13 protein-coding genes and 2 pseudogenes are annotated in these 15,047 nt (G+C 53.2%); 2 read left to right on the top strand and 13 right to left on the bottom strand.

Annotated elements, in window-relative coordinates:
- Positions 1-65: 65 nt before the first annotated feature.
- Together LOY38_RS18120 and LOY38_RS18125 are read right to left on the bottom strand one after the other, a co-directional pair.
- Positions 66-1,397, bottom strand: a complete 1,332-nt coding sequence (locus tag LOY38_RS18120; protein WP_258696402.1) for a hypothetical protein — start codon at positions 1,395-1,397, stop codon at positions 66-68.
- 321 nt (positions 1,398-1,718) lie between these two features.
- A complete protein-coding gene (locus tag LOY38_RS18125; RefSeq protein WP_258696403.1) occupies positions 1,719-2,549 on the bottom strand; it encodes an arylamine N-acetyltransferase in 831 nt (276 codons plus the stop codon).
- 389 nt (positions 2,550-2,938) lie between these two features.
- Here LOY38_RS18125 and LOY38_RS18130 point away from each other — a divergent pair.
- Together LOY38_RS18130 and LOY38_RS18135 are read left to right on the top strand one after the other, a co-directional pair.
- Positions 2,939-3,154: pseudogene (locus tag LOY38_RS18130) on the top strand (transposase); the annotation flags it as partial.
- Positions 3,155-3,197: 43 nt separating this feature from the next.
- Entirely contained in the window at positions 3,198-3,776 is a 579-nt protein-coding gene (locus LOY38_RS18135) for a plasmid pRiA4b ORF-3 family protein (RefSeq protein WP_258696404.1), read from the top strand.
- A gap of 216 nt (positions 3,777-3,992) precedes the next feature.
- Here LOY38_RS18135 and LOY38_RS30375 read toward each other — a convergent pair.
- From LOY38_RS30375 to LOY38_RS18195, 11 genes and pseudogenes are all read right to left on the bottom strand, one after another.
- A pseudogene (locus tag LOY38_RS30375) lies at positions 3,993-4,282 on the bottom strand (hypothetical protein); the annotation flags it as partial.
- 35 nt (positions 4,283-4,317) lie between these two features.
- Entirely contained in the window at positions 4,318-4,923 is a 606-nt protein-coding gene (locus tag LOY38_RS18150) for an aminodeoxychorismate/anthranilate synthase component II (RefSeq protein WP_258696405.1), read from the bottom strand.
- Complete coding sequence (locus LOY38_RS18155) at positions 4,904-6,427, bottom strand: anthranilate synthase component I family protein (RefSeq protein WP_258696406.1); 1,524 nt, start codon at positions 6,425-6,427, stop codon at positions 4,904-4,906. Before LOY38_RS18155 ends, LOY38_RS18150 begins: the two co-directional genes overlap by 20 nt.
- Before the next feature lie 130 nt (positions 6,428-6,557).
- On the bottom strand, positions 6,558-7,169 hold the full coding sequence (locus LOY38_RS18160) for a glutathione S-transferase family protein (RefSeq protein ID WP_258696407.1): 612 nt from the start codon (positions 7,167-7,169) through the stop codon (positions 6,558-6,560).
- Between the two features lie 103 nt (positions 7,170-7,272).
- Positions 7,273-8,118, bottom strand: coding sequence for a glutamate racemase (locus LOY38_RS18165; RefSeq protein WP_258696408.1), 846 nt, complete (start codon positions 8,116-8,118; stop codon positions 7,273-7,275).
- A 46-nt stretch (positions 8,119-8,164) separates the two neighbouring features.
- Positions 8,165-8,767, bottom strand: a complete 603-nt coding sequence (locus tag LOY38_RS18170) for a LysE family translocator (protein ID WP_258696409.1) — start codon at positions 8,765-8,767, stop codon at positions 8,165-8,167.
- Between the two features lie 94 nt (positions 8,768-8,861).
- The gene (locus LOY38_RS18175; protein ID WP_258696410.1) at positions 8,862-9,575 is read right to left on the bottom strand and encodes a glutamine amidotransferase; all 714 of its coding nucleotides are present in this window, start codon (positions 9,573-9,575) and stop codon (positions 8,862-8,864) included.
- A gap of 46 nt (positions 9,576-9,621) precedes the next feature.
- Positions 9,622-10,800: a 4-hydroxybenzoate 3-monooxygenase gene (locus LOY38_RS18180; RefSeq protein ID WP_258696411.1), complete on the bottom strand. Its 1,179-nt coding sequence runs from the start codon at positions 10,798-10,800 to the stop codon at positions 9,622-9,624.
- Positions 10,801-10,951: 151 nt separating this feature from the next.
- Complete coding sequence (locus LOY38_RS18185) at positions 10,952-11,335, bottom strand: cytochrome c (protein WP_258700749.1); 384 nt, start codon at positions 11,333-11,335, stop codon at positions 10,952-10,954.
- A 947-nt stretch (positions 11,336-12,282) separates the two neighbouring features.
- On the bottom strand, positions 12,283-12,405 hold the full coding sequence (locus LOY38_RS18190) for a hypothetical protein (protein WP_258696412.1): 123 nt from the start codon (positions 12,403-12,405) through the stop codon (positions 12,283-12,285).
- 30 nt (positions 12,406-12,435) lie between these two features.
- Positions 12,436-15,021 carry an EAL domain-containing protein gene (locus LOY38_RS18195; RefSeq protein ID WP_258696413.1) on the bottom strand — a complete coding sequence of 862 codons (2,586 nt, stop codon included), beginning with the start codon at positions 15,019-15,021 and terminating at the stop codon, positions 12,436-12,438.
- Positions 15,022-15,047 lie beyond the last annotated feature (26 nt).

Here is a 15,047-nt window from a genome sequence, read left to right on the forward strand (position 1 = left end):
TAGAATTGTATACAGTTATTCATCAAGACAAAGAACCAAATAGTCCCGAAATCGTCCGCAGAACCTTAAAGCCCCACCAACTCAGAAAGCTCTGGACGGTCAGATTTTGCGCGTGGGGATTCGGAAATCACTGGCGTCAGAGGAAGTCCATGACTCTCCCCGCACTTGCAACAGGTCGTCACCCCCTTGATTACAGACGTCGAACTCGTAGCACGATCATCCACACGCTCAGCAATGACATCCCAGATTTGTCGAAGCCTTTTCACATGCAGATCGTCCCTGATGATAGACACCAATGCTTCAGCATGGTCGGAGTGCCTCAGGTCAACCTCGCTATTGGAAAAAAGCCGAAAACGCTCGATGCCTACGTCATTACCCGGATCCGCTGACTCACCGACAGCCAACACCGCCATCAACCGGTTCTTCAATGCAGGGTTATAAATCATTCTTTCCAGATCAAAGATCGTGCGGATGTTCATCTCACGCAACTTCAACGCCTTTTCGGGGCCTACGGCGAGAATAAGCTGGGCCTGAGCGACCCAGTCAATCACCTCATAGAGCCCGTAAGGTGTCTCTACAAAAATCTGAATGGGGTTGATCGTTGCAAGGTTTTGTACGTCCTCGATTTCAAACTCGGCAAGTCGGAACTTCATGAACGCGTCGATCCCCAGAATGACGTCCAGCGGCAATTCTTCCTGAAGTGCCTTGCTGTAACGCGAGACACGCTTCAACCTGGCCCATGGGAATTTGGCGATAATGACATTCATGCATAGCGATGGGTACAACCCGACCAGCAATGCGACCGCTGCGATTCGGCGATCCATCGCCAAGAACAAGCCACTGTAATAAATAGCGAACATGACAAACAAACCAAATAAAATATGCATTAACGAACGATAAAAGGACACTGGAGACAGATCAAAATTTGCCACCCTACGCAGGAGATATTGAACACTCCACAAATAACCACCCAAAAAGGTAAAAGAGAATACCGCCAGAAAGTTCAGATTTTGCGGCGTCTTTTCTATACCGACAGCCCATCCAAAAGCGCCATCTGATTCTATTCCACCAAGCGTCAATAAAACGGCCAAAAAACCGACCGTCGACATCAAGGCGTAGAGAAACACCGGAATCATGTAATAGAGAACCGAATGGGCTTGATCAGCTCGACTCTGGATCTCCGAAGTGGGCCTGTATTTATATTTCACCAATTCAAAGGAAGGGATTATCAGCGGCGTTCCGCCCGCTTTCGTTGCGAATCCGAACAGTTTTTCCAGGTCTGCTACAATTTCGTATCGACTTGCTCGAATATTACTTCTTCCGACAAAAATACCTATCGGAAAAATCACACCAAAAACCACCGCAACAAAGTACGACACATAATTCAGATTGGCCATGATGCGAACCTCCCAGTCTAACTTCCTACCCCGTCCCTATTGCAACATTGCTGGCCTGACTATGTTACGACATGACTGCTCGACCCCGCTTGTGACAAACGCACCATTGACTGCACCTATAAAAGCGCCCCAACTTAAACGTGCCTGACTTAACTTGTAGTTTAACGCGCGAGGACCACCAAACAAAACGGAAATTCTTTTATAATATAAATAACCGACATTATGGCAATTTGACATAAGCGCAAACGAAAGCAACTACGCAGGGACAATACAAACGTTTCACCCGATGTTCGCTTCAGCGACATCGGGTCGCGATGGGTATTACTCTCGACTGGTAATTAATTGATTTATAACGCGCTCCAACTCTGGGTGCTGTGGTACGCGTATATCAAACTCACTTTTCAGCAACCCGATCAACTCATCCACATCCGCCACCTGCCGCCGCTCGCTCTCACTGCCCATGCGATGAATGGCAAAACTGCCGTTGTTCAGCGTGCGTCGCCATCCCTCCCCCGTCCGCGCCACCATCAGTTGCGTCACGAAGGGTGATTCGGGATGAGTCGAGACGTACCAGTTGCCGAGGTCATAGTCGATGTCCTCCTGACGTTGCAGGTCGAAGATGTACATCGCTCGCCATTCACCGCAAACGTTGGCGCGCAGGGTATAGCCGTCCGCATGCTGTTCGATGCGATAGGGTTCGTGGGGGGTGAGCTGTTCGGCTTCGGTGTCGAGCATCAACGGTGCGGTGGGCACCATGCCGCCGAAGCCGACGTCGGTGATGTAGCGCACGCCATCAAGGGTCACCAGGCTCAAACGGTGAGTGCGTGCGGTCCACGCGCCTTCGGGCTGGTTCATGACCACGCGGCCGGTGATGCCGCGCGCCTCGAAACCCAGCGTCTGAAGCAAGGCCAGGAACAGGTTGTTGAGTTCGTAGCAGTAACCGCCGCGACCGTCGTGCAGGACTTTCTGCTCGATGGACGGCAGGTCGATGAGCACCGGCTGCCCCAACAGCGTGGCGAGGTTTTCGAACGCAAAGGCACCGGTGTGGCGCAGCTGCAATTGCCGCAGGGTTTCCAGGGTTGGCGCCGGCGGGGCGTCGATGCCCAGGCGTTGCAGGTACAGGGCAAGATTCGTCAGTCGTGGCTCGCTCATCGCTCAATCCTTATGCAAACCTTCATCATGCAAATCTCAGTAATCAAAATTGACAGGATGGCGTATCCCGATCCGATCTATCCAGAAATTCATCACTGATCCGCTTGGATAGTGTGACCTCACTCCATCCCGCAAGTGAGAGGTGTGCGCTGACGCCAGCACTAAAATCATTCGCCCACTGCCTCCCAACGCCACCATTTTGCGGCTATTGTCGAGACTCCTCACGGAAGACAAAACAATATGCCGACGCGCGATGTTTCAACAGCACTCTTTGAGCACGAGTCGCGGTAGGGATGGCAGTTACCTGCCCCCCCCACACAGGTCCGTACGTGCGGAACTACCGCATACGGCTCCAGCCTCAGGTACGTGATACGAAGCGTTCCTCTGGTAAGGACGAACGGTTCTGGGCCTTGGTATATAGAGGTCGGCAGGCGTTTACCTACTCGCCGGATCGCAAGGGGCAGCATCCCCGCGCTCATCTCAATAGTTTCAGCGGCATCTTGCAGGCGGACGGCTACGCCGGTTTTGCTCAGCTGTATGCCACGGACAGCATTCAGGAAGCCGCGTGCTGGGCTCACGCCCGGCGCAAGTTCTACGACGTCTATAAAGACCAGGCTCACCGCTCGCCGCCGAGGAGGCTGCTGACCCATGGCCAAAAATGTACGTTTGCTAAAACCCGAGCCTGATTTGTTGCTGTTACACATTGAGTTGAAGTGGGTCGAACCCACCATCTGGCGCCGCATAGCAGTACCCGAAAACATCACGTTGGGCACATTGCATACGGTGATCCAGTTCGCGATGGGCTGGGAGGGCGGGCATATGCATGAGTTTGAAATTGCCGGTGAAAACTACGGCATTCCCGATTCCGATGGATGGGGCCCACGCGTCAACTCGGAAACCCGCCAAACCCTGATCAAAGCGTTGTACGGGAAAAAGACGTTTAGCTATCTCTACGACTTTGGCGACGGCTGGGATCACCGGATCGAAGTCGAAAAGAAACTGCCTGCTGGGGCCTGCCCTCAGGTGCCGTACTGCGTCGACGGCGCCAATGCTTGTCCGCCGGAAGATATCGGCGATGCGCCGGGGTATGCCGAATTTCTTGAAGCGATTGCTGATCCCGATCATCCAGAGCGCGACGACATGGTGGAGTGGCATGGGGATAGCTTCGACCCAACGGTTTTCGAGTGGGAGCGCGCCAATGAGTGGCTGAAGGACATTAAGGTCTGAGTTTCAAGGCGGTGTAGTTCGGACGGTTACGGTACTACAACAGTGTATGAAGCCCAGGAAGTCAAATGTCTCCGGTTTCCCTAACCTTCGCTTCCTACGATTTCTCGCAGCAAAACGCTCGCACAAAAAAAACGTCCCGTACAAGTCGGGGCGTTTGTTGGGCTGGCCTTCAGTGCGTTTTCATATGGCCTGCAAAGCAGCCTTTCGAGTGGGTGGCCCCATCCAATACTTGAGCGTTCCAAAAGGATGTTCAACGGTCTGTCGACGCCCCCTCATCATCGCTGGATCATCTTCTAACCGAACCTGCCATCGCGTCGAATATCGCTTCATGCTCCCAGCGCCTCACACGGCGCTCCTTGCCCGTCGTACACGGCCTCTGCATTGCGCAGGACTGGCAGCCCCATCGTCGGCGACTCAGCGCCGATCTCTTTACGCGCCTGGTTCGCCATATTGCTGAGCTGCGTCCGGTCATGACCAACATTGGTCACCTCATGGGCAATGATCATGCTCCGTAAGTGTGTCGGCGCTTCGTAGCGAGCGATCAGGTAGCGGCCCTGGTGACGCGGCCTCGCTCAGCCAGTTGAAGGTAATTGGCTAACATCGCCAGGCCTTGTTGCGTCATCAATGACTCTGGATGAAATTGCACTCCATAGATCGGCAATTCTCGGTGCCGCAGCGCCATGATCTCCCCCGGCATGCCGTCTTCGTCCAGAACATGCGCCGTGGCAACTAATTGGCTGGGTAAGACACCGGCCACTAACGAGTGATACCGTGCTACTTGCAATCCGTCAGGCAGGCCGTCGAACAAGTCACGTCTGTCGTGACGGATACGTGAAACTTTTCCATGAAGCACCTCACGGGCCCTGCGCACCTCACCGCCAAAAGCGGCGGTTATGCACTGATGACCAAGACAGATGCCTAATATAGGCAAACGGCCCGCAAAATGATTGATTGCTGCGAGGGAAATACCCGCTTCGGCTGGAGAACACGGCCCAGGAGAGACAATCAAGGACTCTGGCGCCAGTTCGTCTATTTCTGCCAAGGTAATTTCGTCATTACGACGCACTTCAATATCAGCCCCGAGAACTCCCAGGTACTGCACGATGTTGTAGGTAAACGAGTCGTAGTTATCGATCATTAAATGCATACGCCACCTCCTGGCGTTGCGCGACAGTTCTACACCGGCTGGCTGCAACCCAAACCAACTGGCTTTTCTCTATCGTTTCCTGCCACTCGCGATCTGCTACCGAGTCCTGCACCACTCCGGCGCCTGCCTGAACGTAGAGACGAGCGTCTTGAAGCAGTCCGGTTCGAATGGCGATAGCCAAGTCGGCACGGCCGCTCCAATCCAAATAGCCGATGGCACCGCCATAAACCCCGCGAGAATGGGGTTCCAGTTCGGCAATAATCTCAAGCGCACGCACCTTCGACGCCCCACTCAGCGTGCCTGCAGGGAAAATGCTTTTGAGCAGCTCCAAACCACTGACGTGGTCAGGTATCTGGCCGGTAACAGTAGAGACAATGTGCATGACATGGGAAAAATATTCCACATTCAGCAATTGGGTCACTTGCACACTTCCAACGTTGGCCAACCGACCGAGGTCATTTCGCGACAGATCGACGAGCATCATATGCTCGGCGATTTCCTTCGGATCAGCGAGCAGTTCTTCCTTGAGCCGATTGTCTTCGGCCACCACACTGCCCCTACGGCGTGTACCTGCCATCGGCCGGGTTGTAACCATTTGCTCTTCCTGGCGAAACAACATTTCTGGAGATGCGCCGACCACTTGGCAGTCGCCCAGGTTCAGTAAGTAGCGATAGGGTGTGTGACCCAAATCAGCCAAGGAACGGTACAACGCGACGGCGTCTTCTTCGAAAGGAAGGCTCATGCGTTGGGATAAAACGACCTGCATCACATCGCCAGCAGCGATATAGTTCTTGATGCGTGTCACTGCCTTAACAAACGCTGGCTGCGGGAAGGCCGACTCGGCGGCAGGGGTTGTAGCCTCAACCACGTGCCCGCAGGGCGCGGATGGTACGAGCAATGGGCGCAAATGCGCGACTAGTCGGTTGAGTCTGTCTTGGCCGCACTGGTAATCGCCCAGGGCCTTCGGGCTTTCATGCACGATGCAATAGGCCAGACGTGCGCGGTGGTCCAGCACGACCAGATCAGTGCTGATCAATTGCAATACGTCAGGGAGCTGAAAACCGGAGGGCTTGCGGGGTACGCGACGTAAACGAGGCTCGATCAGCCGAGTCGTTTCGAAACCGAAATAGCCGAAGAACCCACCGCTGAAGGAAGGGAGGCCGGGGCACCGCGGTATACGAAAGTCCTTTTGCAGCCTGGCCAGCTCTGCCAACGGATCGTCGCAGTCAATCTTGGCTGACATCTGGCCGTCGCGATACAGGCGCAAGACGCCCTCATCGAGCTCGATTCGTTGACTGCAAGGCAGACCAATCGCCGAGTACGCCTGTTCGAACACGCCATCGTGCCAGTGCCCCGTTTCGAACAGGTAGTCTTGCCCGCAGTTGGCTAACCCTTGGTACAGCGAAAGTGCTTCGACCCCTGGCGGCAACGGCAGGCTCTGCCAAAGCGGAACATGGGTATACCCCGCTTCGCCGTAGGCAAAAAAATCTTCTAGACTCAACATTTTTGTGTCTCCTGTGAATCACGCAATAACAGAGTTGCCTCGTCTATAGGGTCTCGCCCTTCATCGACAAACCAGTCCAAGGTTTATGCAACTAAAACCCGCCCCTACACTGGAGGGGCAGGGACAGAGTTTATTTAAGTGGTGTATCGACGAACTCCGGCAGTTGCTCGATCTGGTCGGAATAGGCGGCAAGCGCGGTATAGCTTTTGACATCGACCAGGTTGGACACCCTGAATTGCGTGAAACGCCAAGCTGCTGCCACAGTCACATCGGCCTGAGACACTTGCGCGGTTGCAAGCCAAGGATTGGCGCGAACCGCAGCTTCTTCCAGAAGTGCCAACGCGGCATGCAATTGCTCGGCGATACGAGTTAGCCAAGGCTCATAGTGATATTCGACCGGCTTGTTGTGCTCATACTCGAGTTGGACAGCTTTTTCGCAAACAGCGAGGCCGAGCCCAATGAGCGAAAGCACCTTTTGATGCTGCCTCGAGTCTTTTGGCATCAAACTGTGTTTTGGTTCGACCAGCGACTCCAGATAATCAAGGATCATCGACGAGTCCATGATCATTTCGCCATTATCGCAAATTAGAGTGGGTGCCTTGACTACCGAATTGATCGCTCGGAATTCATCAGCATCGCGAAACACCGAAATCTGCCGATGCTCATGCTCCACGCCCATCAGCCGTAACGAAATTGCCACGCGCCGAACATAGGGTGATCCCATCATGCCAACAAGTTTCATCACTTTCTCCTAAAGTCTTAATCGTCCGTTTTATCTACCACTCCACTCTGTGCGCCATAAGCGAACAAAGAGTGAAACTTACACACATGATTGCTACAAGCAACTACGCATCTATTCTCGAAAACTCCACCCTTGACCCGTAGAACAAAGATGCTCGCTCTGAAACTGTGTTGACATCGCCTGTCGTAAAGAACTTATTATCTCCCACTCTTGCATTAGAGAAGCGAGGGTTACTTTTTAGGTATTCAACCAGACTCTGTGCGCAAGCATCGGACTGGGAAATTATACGCATTGAGCCCGGGAGCTCCGTTCGCCATATATGCTCAACTATCGGATAATGCGTACATCCCAAAATGCAAACATCTGGAGTTTGCGCAGCGGCATTCAGAAGCGCTTTAACATTTTTACGGATTTCGGCGCGCACTCTATCCTCAGGTGCGTCTTGCTCAATGAGCAAAGCGAGACCAGGGCATGCTTGTTGGTACACGTTTATTCCAGGACGTCTGTTATTGATTTCCACAGCAAAGGCATTTGATTGAACCGTGTGCTGAGTAGCGAAAATGGCGACGCTCTCCACAGGGTAATCAGAGTGATCATGCGTGGCAGCGGATGTCGGATTCCAAGGCGCTCCCGTAATCGCTTCAGCGACAGGTGCGATCACGCCGATCACCCTCCGACCTGGATACACTTCTGGAAGCCACGCCTGCTGTAATTTCCGCAGACTAATTGCCACCGCAGTATTACAGGCGATGACTACCAGTGAGCAGCCATACCTGAAAAGGCGATCAAGGGCGGCTTGTGTCAGATCATGGATATCGTCGGATACATTATTGCCATAGGGCGCGTTTCCATGATCACCCAAATAGACGAATTGTTCATTTTGCAAGACGGATTCAAACGCGCGCATCACCGTTAATCCGCCGCTACCGAAATCAAATACGCCAATCAAAATGAACCTCACTTGAATGCTGGTGATACCAAGCTGTCACAATCACTCAGATCGTTGTCGCAATAGCAGCAGCGACACCGACATATAAAACGCCCGTCACCACACTCATTTGGCGTTTGGTTCGAAAAATCTTCGCCGCATGGCGAGCCAGAAGCATATACATGGAATACACCGACGTAGAAATGAATATTGCCGTCGCCACCAATGCAATGCACTGCGGAACATAAGGCAAAGTCTTATCTATGAATGTCGGAAATAATATTATATTCGTCAATATACCCTTAGGATTTGTGAATGAGACAATTATCGCCCCCGTGAACATTTGAAGCGGTGTACGCTTGCTTGATGTCGCAACAACTACTTGGGAGTGCGAGCGCAACGATTTCAGCGCAAGATAGAACAGGTACGCAACGCCCACCCATTTAAGCCAAAACAAAATGTCAGGATTATTACTGACGAGTATGCCGAGCCCCGAAAGAACAACAACTGCGTGCCCCCCGCTCGCCAACCCGAAACCAACAGCGCCCGGAAATGATTCCTTGAAACCATGATCCAGTGCTTGTGCCATAGAGAAGGCAACATTCGGCCCCGGAAGGATCGCCGCTGAAAGAAATACGACGCAAAACAATATCCAAAGTTGAAAGCCCATACTGCACTATCCCTGTATAAGTGTCGAAGCCCGTATGTTTCCGCACTGACTGAAGTTATTAGTCCGAATCTCGATACCCTGTCACTCAAATGGTTTAAGCAGGCGTTTCTATCCATTTTGGAAGAAACGCTTTGATCCAGGTTGCGACCGCGGAGTCATATAGATGCCAGCCAGCAATATGCTCATCTGCGGGCTTCGTACCAGGCGCTTTGAGCCGTTCGGTACCCCGCATTGCCCAGCGATTGATCGTCTCGTAAGTTACTTCGGGGTGAAATTGCAAAGCGTAGGCGTTACCTGCATATCGATAGGCTTGAACTGGAAAGGTCGAACCTTCGGCGAGCTGCGTAGCGCCATTGGGCAAATCGAAGCCTTCGCTATGCCACTGATAGACATGGCCTGGAAAGGGTGCGCATGCGTCAGCGGTTATCTCGTGAGCAGCAGCAAGCGGTGTTATCGGATAATAACCCGCCTCAGTTCCTCCGTTATCGAGTCGGTAGACGCGCGCACCCAAGTGCCGAGTCAGCATTTGCGCGCCTAGACAAAGACCAAGCAATGGTTTCCCTTCCTTCAACGGCTTGGCCAACCAGTTGATTTCTTCGCGAATATACTCGTCGTTGTCATTAGCACTCATCGGACCGCCGAAAACGACCACACCTTCGTACTCCCTCATACTCTGCGGAAGAGGATCACCAAATCGCGGCCTGCGGATATCAAGCTCGAATCCCAGTTGACGCAGCAGGAAGCCTACTCGGCCAGGCGTAGATTGCTCCTGATGTAAGATAATCAGGATCTTCCGTATTTGACCCATTGCACAACTCCATGTTTTCAGATTAGCAACTTAATCGTGGACTGGTTCAAATCGACGCTGCGAATGGAGGATTCCCGACCCATAGTTCTGCGAAGTTTTGCGCTGCGGGGCCAGACCCGAGAATACGATCAAGTTCAGCTATCTGAAGTCGTCTATGGAAATGAGAGTTGTCGTCGAAACGATGTAGCAACATGGCCATCCAGTGGGAAAACTGTACATCCCTCCACACCTGTTTCAAGGCGATGTCGGAATAAGACAGCAGGAGCTCATCCTTGTCGCTGGCATAAAATTGTTCAAAGGCGCGAGCAAGAATATTAGCATCGGAAACTGCGAGATTAAGCCCTTTTGCGGCAGAAGGCGGCACGATGTGTGCAGCATCTCCCGCTAGAAAGAGCCTTCCCTTTTGCATTTTTTCGGCAACAAAACTTCTAAGCTGCACAATACTTTTTTCGATAATCGTCCCACCATTAACTTTCTCAGGCCTACCCTCTATACGTAATTGCAAAAGATCCCAGATTCGCGAACCAGACCACTCATTGAGATCTTCGTCCGGAGAACACTGCAAATAAATTCTTGAAACATTTGGGGAGCGCATGGTGAATAATGCAAGCCCGGTTTCGTGGCTGGAAAAAATGACATCCTCTGAAATGGGTGACATTTCGGCGAGAACCGCTAGCCAAGCAAAAGGATAGGTGTGCGAAAAGTGGGTAAGAGAATCAGCGATATGCGGACGACAAATGCCATGAAAGCCGTCGCAGCCGACGACAAAGTCGCACTCTAGAGTCTGTTGTGTGTCGCCGTGCCTAAAAGAAATAGAAGGCGCATTTCCATCGGTATTATGAATCTGAACATCTGCAGCGTCGAACAAAAGTGGGTAATCTGTTTTTAAACGTGCTGCAATCAGATCCTTGATAATTTCCTGTTGACCATAAATGGTAACCGTACGCCCGGTGAGTGCTTGAAAATCCAATTCGCGCGTCGATCCATCATAATGGAACTGCAACGCAGAATGTATCATTCCTTCAGATTGAATCCTCGACCCAACACCACTTTCAGTAAGAATCTGGACCGTAGCAGGGGTGATCTGGCCTGCGCGACTGCGGCCCTCTACGTAATTTCTTGATCGACTCTCAACAACCACGTTGCTGATATTCATAAGAGAAAGAAGCTGCCCCAACATTAATCCAGCCGGGCCGGCTCCAACGATTGCAACCTTTGTCCGCATGGGTTTGTCCCTCTGAGTTATAAGGTTTTAAGTGAATTCAGCGACAGCTACTGTCCATGACTAATACTCCATCAGCTCTTCGCTGAATGAATTGTTTGCAACCGACCCTGAAATGGCTCTTGGATTTCTGTGCCCGCCTCTCATCTCAAGATCATCGTTTTTTTGAAATTACACCACTCATGTATTGATGTAGATCGCGCAGATCATTAACACTCCAAGCGTGCGGCGGTATCTTTACACCGTTCTCTCGCAAAACTTTTGGAATCAAGTTTCCACTTGGGCGGAGTATTATCGATGACACAATAACGCCCGGATAATCATTTAGTCGTTTCTTGAAAGCGGAGGTTGTAAGGTCAGGTGTTGGAGGATTGCTTTTATTAGCCAATGGCCCGGTTCCTTTGATATCTGCTCCATGGCACACGGCGCACCTCTGCAAATAGAGATTCTTCCCATTGACATCATCCGCAAAGGACAGCGATGTTTGAATAAGCGATAAAACCCCTAGTAAAGCGATGAATGATATTTTCATTTTCATGTGGCCTTGTTGGATAAATTGGATCTGAATCAAGGGTAAACCCCAGCAGTGCCACTGCAACACTCAATTCTCTCGATAACATTTGAACCGAAATTATTCATTAGCAATGTACTCGCGAGAGATCGACTGGCTCACCGACATTGCCCCATAAGCCCTCAAACCACGGTCGTCGTTTTCGCGCCACGGCCAGGCGCAAGACTGGCTTGACGTTTCTTGCATCGTCATCCCACAGGGCGCCCACGGCCAGTACCTGATGGTGAAGCGTGGACAGGGTGTGATGCATCTTCTAACGCACCACTGCATGGCGAAACACGCTCATCAGGTTGCGAGCGGGCATCGACGCCCAGCGCTGCCTCCGTGGCCCAGAAATCGCGTAACACAAACATTACATGCCTCCAATAGACCACGCGTTCAATAATGGTCGAGCGTGCAGGAAATGGTGGTTAATACCTGTTGATAGTGCGCGAACTACTCAATGTGTCGATATCGATTTATTCCGGCCGATAAAGTTCTTCGCGCATTTCAGAGGCGGAAACGAACGACGTCGAACATAACTAAAAGTTATGCCGTAGATGCTTTCTTCATATCGAGCGATCGCCAGCCGGCGAGGGACTTGCTCATGCCGAAGACGTAATGACACCTATCGCCAGAACGGCGTTGAGAGGAAACTGATAATGCGCGGAGTGCCTTGGAGGAAAAGACAAGTGGAGGAGAAGACGTATTTATAGCTGCGGTATGAAACATGCCAATCCCTTGAGCGTATATAATTCTATTGATTACAATGAGTACGATCCTTGCTCACGACCAATACCTTCACACTTGTTTCTGGACATGTCAATATCAAAAAAATAAATTGACAAGCTTATTACTAGGAGAGTGTGGACAAAATCAGACCGTAAGTCGACGCACCAGCAATCGCGCTTCTGCCAGCCACACTCAAGCTTCACTCACGCCGTGTAATCGGTGCTGCGATCACCGCGCATGACGTTGAAGGTGGCGATTTTCAGGTTCTTCATGGTCCGACACTCGCAACGGATGGACGGTATCCAGTTGTGACCGAGGGCTGCCACGGCAGTTGCCGTGACGAACGAAACAGGCGACTAAAGGTGCGCGCCCTGCTGCGGAAAATCTTCCTGCGAGGCATTGAGCAACGGCAGCAACGCATACCTGTCCACCGGACGACTGAGGTAGAACCCCTGCACCTCATGGCACTGATCCGAGATCAGAAAATCCAGCTGCTCCAGCGTCTCGACACCTTCAGCGGTCACCGTCAGGCCCATGGCCTTGCCCAGGTTGATGATCGCCTGCACCACGGCGCGATCATTGCTGCCATTGCCCATGGACGAGATGAAGCGCTTGTCGATCTTGATCCCGTCGAACGGATACGTGCGCAAGTAACCCAGCGAAGAATATCCGGTGCCGAAGTCGTCCATGTTCAGCCGCACGCCCAGCTCCTTGAGCGCGTTCATGGTCGCCAGGGCGCCATCGACGTCGTTGAGCATCACGTTTTCAGTGATCTCCAGCTCCAGCCGACTGGCGGGCAAGCGGGTCTGAATCAACACTTCCCGGACGTCCTCGATCACATCGCTACGGGCAAACTGCACCGGTGACAGGTTAACCGACACCATCATCGCGCCGGGCCAGGTCAGGGCCGTCTCGCACGCCTCGCGCAGCACCCAACGCCCCAACGGCACGATCAGGTCGGTCTGCTCGGCCAGCGGAATAAATGCATCGGGGCTCAACAAGCCTTGCACCGGGTGCTGCCAGCGCAGCAGCGCTTCGACCGAAACGATCCGTTTGCCATCGACGTGATAACGCGGCTGGTAATGCATCACGAATTCGTTGTGCTTGATCGCCTGACGCAGGTCGGTTTCCAGTTGCCGACGATGCTGGATCTGATCGTTCATGTGCGTTGCAAAGTAGCACCAGGTCTTCTTGCCATCGGATTTAGCCTGATACAACGCGATATCGGCACACCGAATCAGCTCCTGCGGAATATGCCCCTGGCGCCGACTCAAGGCGATACCGATGCTCGCGCCGATGTGCAGCGTGTGATGGTGGTAGTGAATCGGTTGATGCAGGCTGTCGAGCAAGCGCCCGCAAAACCGGTCGATTTCCGCGTGACTGTCCATGCCATGGAGCACCAGCACGAACTCGTCGCCACCCAATCGGGCGACCAGATCAATGTCCCGCGTGCTCTCACGCAAACGGGCAGCCACTTCCAGCAATACCGCATCGCCGGCCGGGTGACCGAGGGAATCGTTGATTGGCTTGAAGTTGTCCAGGTCGATCATCAACAGGGTCAGCGCCGTTGACTGCTCTTTCAGCGCCAGCGCCTCTTCGAGGTAGCGCGCCAGTTTGTTGCGGTTCGGCAAACCGGTCAGGGCGTCGTGCAACGACAGATGCTGGATCTGCGCATGGGCGGCGACCTCATCGGTGATGTCGTTGGCCGTCCCGCGAAAACCCAGTACCGCGCCCTTGCGCCGGATCGGTCGCGCCGACACCCGGCAGACTCGTTGTTGCCCCGACTGATCGCGGTAGGAACAGCGCAAGTGGCTGACAGCCTGCTCTTCATCGAGCTTGTTCAGCCACAGCGACAAGGGTGTGGTATCGCAGTTGAGCAGTTGCCCGATGTTCTGCCCCAGCCACTGCTGATCGGAGAACCCGGTAACAATGCTGAAGCGTCCCGACAAATAGGTGATGCAATGCTGGTCGTCGACTTCCCAGATCCAGTCGGACGCGGCCTCGGCCACGGCACGAAAACGTTCTTCACTGGCCTCCAGCGCCTGGTTTGACAAATCGAGGCTGGTGTAACTGGCATCCACATGCCCGGACGTGCGCAAGACATACCGAAAGAAGTAGGCCGTCAACAACGCCAGAATCAGCAGCGCTCCGCCCAGTGGCGGCAGCAGCGACCAGAGCAGTTGATGACCCGGCTGCTCGAGCCGGGAGACCAGGCTGTAACCGGTGCCTGCGAGTGCGACGGCCGGCAGACCGGGAGCGATGGCGTCGTCGGCCGCCAGGCTCAAGTCATGCAAACCGTAGTCGGCACTCAAGACACTGAGCTTCTCGGGGTTCAATTCGTCGACGTATATCAGCACCGAAGTGCTTGTGGGATCGACCGCCGGACGCTCGTCATTGGGCACGATCGCGGCAGCCGTCAACAGCGCCGGCTTACCCTCGAACAAGGTGTACTGGCTGACGGGTTTGATGAGGCTTTCCTGACGCTGAACCGCCTCAACGAGCGGCGCCATCGATGTCGACAGATAGGCCGCGGCCTCGTCCTGTACCTGAAGCCCGCGCACCACGGCGTATTTGCTTCGCTGAAGATCGACCACGAAAACACCATCGTAGTGGTCCATGGTGAACAGGGTTTTACCCATGTTCTGCTCGACGTAGGCCCACTGCACATCGACCTCACCGTTCAGATGGTCGTAGGCCGTCGTCCAGTTCGCATAACTGGCGATGTAGTTTTTCGTGGCGGTGATGCGGTTTTCCAGGGCGCGCTGGGTATAGAAAGTGGTCTTGGCCAGGTCCTGGGCATCGAGCCGTCCGGCAATACTGAACAGGGCGATCAGCGCGATCAGCACGCCAACGACAAACAGCAGACCGACAACGAATATCAGGTTGCGGGTAATTGGGGTATGGCGCGCAGGTGCGACGGTGGTAACGGCAGACAAATCCATGCATTTATCCTGTCAATCGATCGCCT

This window comes from Pseudomonas sp. B21-015 (genome assembly GCF_024749285.1).
Taxonomy (GTDB): domain Bacteria; phylum Pseudomonadota; class Gammaproteobacteria; order Pseudomonadales; family Pseudomonadaceae; genus Aquipseudomonas.

Bases quoted from the DNA above. Each gene is read 5' to 3' on its own strand.
- LOY38_RS18135 (WP_258696404.1), top strand. From the start codon at position 3,198: ATGGCCAAAAATGTACGTTTGCTAAAACCCGAGCCTGATTTGTTGCTG.
- LOY38_RS18175 (WP_258696410.1), bottom strand. From the start codon at position 9,575: ATGGGTCAAATACGGAAGATCCTGATTATCTTACATCAGGAGCAATCT.
- LOY38_RS18185 (WP_258700749.1), bottom strand. From the start codon at position 11,335: ATGAAAATGAAAATATCATTCATCGCTTTACTAGGGGTTTTATCGCTT.
- LOY38_RS18125 (WP_258696403.1), bottom strand. From the start codon at position 2,549: ATGAGCGAGCCACGACTGACGAATCTTGCCCTGTACCTGCAACGCCTG.
- LOY38_RS18155 (WP_258696406.1), bottom strand. From the start codon at position 6,427: ATGTTGAGTCTAGAAGATTTTTTTGCCTACGGCGAAGCGGGGTATACC.
- LOY38_RS18195 (WP_258696413.1), bottom strand. From the start codon at position 15,021: ATGGATTTGTCTGCCGTTACCACCGTCGCACCTGCGCGCCATACCCCA.
- LOY38_RS18150 (WP_258696405.1), bottom strand. From the start codon at position 4,923: ATGCATTTAATGATCGATAACTACGACTCGTTTACCTACAACATCGTG.
- LOY38_RS18160 (WP_258696407.1), bottom strand. From the start codon at position 7,169: ATGAAACTTGTTGGCATGATGGGATCACCCTATGTTCGGCGCGTGGCA.
- LOY38_RS18170 (WP_258696409.1), bottom strand. From the start codon at position 8,767: ATGGGCTTTCAACTTTGGATATTGTTTTGCGTCGTATTTCTTTCAGCG.
- LOY38_RS18120 (WP_258696402.1), bottom strand. From the start codon at position 1,397: ATGGCCAATCTGAATTATGTGTCGTACTTTGTTGCGGTGGTTTTTGGT.
- LOY38_RS18180 (WP_258696411.1), bottom strand. From the start codon at position 10,800: ATGCGGACAAAGGTTGCAATCGTTGGAGCCGGCCCGGCTGGATTAATG.